The organism is Clostridium sp. FS41, assembly GCF_000954015.1.
GTDB classification, from domain to species: Bacteria; Bacillota; Clostridia; order Lachnospirales; family Lachnospiraceae; genus Enterocloster; species Enterocloster citroniae.
The window spans coordinates 1-1,214 of sequence record NZ_JYHN01000009.1 but is presented as its reverse complement, the minus strand read 5'-3'; the positions used below and the strand labels follow the sequence as shown (position 1 = coordinate 1,214).

The window sequence follows — 1,214 nt, the reverse complement described above, 5'->3', positions numbered from 1 at the left end:
CCTCCCCGGAATCTGGTCCCTGGAAAGATTGTATGTAGGCTGCTTTCTGTTCTGACGCTCCAAACGGCGCCTTTCTGCTCGGGTCATAATATCGTCTCACTCCCTTCGGTGGCTCCCGCAGTTCCGGATCCGGGCAAGCCACTGTATATGTATAGGCCGGCATCCTGGCGGACCATGTGTTTGGTGGCGGCTCCTTGATGGCTGATTCCGCGGAAGCCGCTACAGCTGATAACCGTAATACCTTATTGGCCTTGACCTGTTTACTGTCTGCTTTCTTTTTCAATCAGATGCCTCCAATTCACAATCATTGATAACCAATTTCGTATACTTTACACTACTGAAGGGTATTGTCATAATCTTATAGTTATCTCTCATTACGGTGTAATGACTCCCCTCGCGTAACAGAAAGCCATCACAGTCTACCGACAAGCTAACTCCGTCATTAAAAACAATTATCACTGTATATGATTTCACGTCATTCTCCTTTCTTTCACAAATCTCAGTTTTCAGAAGAAGCCTGTTCTGCTTCCTCGCGTGTCATGAATATACTTATTCCGAACTCTGAAACAGGATAAGACCCAGACATCCCGCAGCCCTCGTATTCCATATACAACTCATCTGTCTCACGATCTTCTTCAAAATCTTCCTCATCTTCTCCCATCATGCGCCCTATACGATATCCAATCACGCGCTGGGGATACCGTGGGAAATCAGCATCATATACAACCGTCCCAATCTCTACTGGTAATTCCAATGTCCTTTTCATTTTCATTCGCTCCTTTTCAAAGTGTTAATTCTCTTTATGAAACTCTTTGATAATATCCAATGGAATATAATGCGTGCCAGCATCTCTTCCTGTCCTGATATAATACTTTAGGCATTCATTTTTAACGGTACAATCATCCACGATTTTCTGTTCTGTCTTTCCATCTCTATATTCAATGTTTAAATACATCTTCATCCTCCAAACTGCTATTATCTATTGATGAACCACAAATGCCGAACCTTCTTGCATTTTTCGCAGTAAAATTCATGAGCGGTCAAAGCAACACGAAATTTGGTTCCGTGAAATAATACAATTCGTTCTGCCATGCAAATGGATTCCGGGTAATGCGTTTTTATACACTTACTTTTTCGCACCCTGTACCTCCTTTAAATATTAATTTTAGATAATAAAACCATCATCAAATAAATCCATTTGGCCTTCAACATTT

The 1,214-nt window shown here is 41.6% G+C and carries 3 protein-coding genes; all 3 read right to left on the bottom strand.

What is annotated here, in order from left to right; genetic code table 11:
- On the bottom strand, positions 1-283 hold a 283-nt coding region (locus CLFS41_RS01620), incomplete at its 3' end, for a hypothetical protein (RefSeq protein ID WP_347467281.1).
- A gap of 216 nt (positions 284-499) precedes the next feature.
- The gene (locus CLFS41_RS01610; RefSeq protein WP_045091262.1) at positions 500-766 is read right to left on the bottom strand and encodes a hypothetical protein; all 267 of its coding nucleotides are present in this window, start codon (positions 764-766) and stop codon (positions 500-502) included.
- A gap of 24 nt (positions 767-790) precedes the next feature.
- Entirely contained in the window at positions 791-955 is a 165-nt protein-coding gene (locus tag CLFS41_RS29965) for a hypothetical protein (protein WP_161797469.1), read from the bottom strand.
- Positions 956-1,214: the final 259 nt, after the last annotated feature.

Excerpts from the sequence above, each read along its gene's own strand:
- CLFS41_RS29965 (WP_161797469.1), bottom strand. The coding sequence starts at position 955 with ATGTATTTAAACATTGAATATAGAGATGGAAAGACAGAACAGAAAATC.
- CLFS41_RS01610 (WP_045091262.1), bottom strand. The coding sequence starts at position 766 with ATGAAAAGGACATTGGAATTACCAGTAGAGATTGGGACGGTTGTATAT.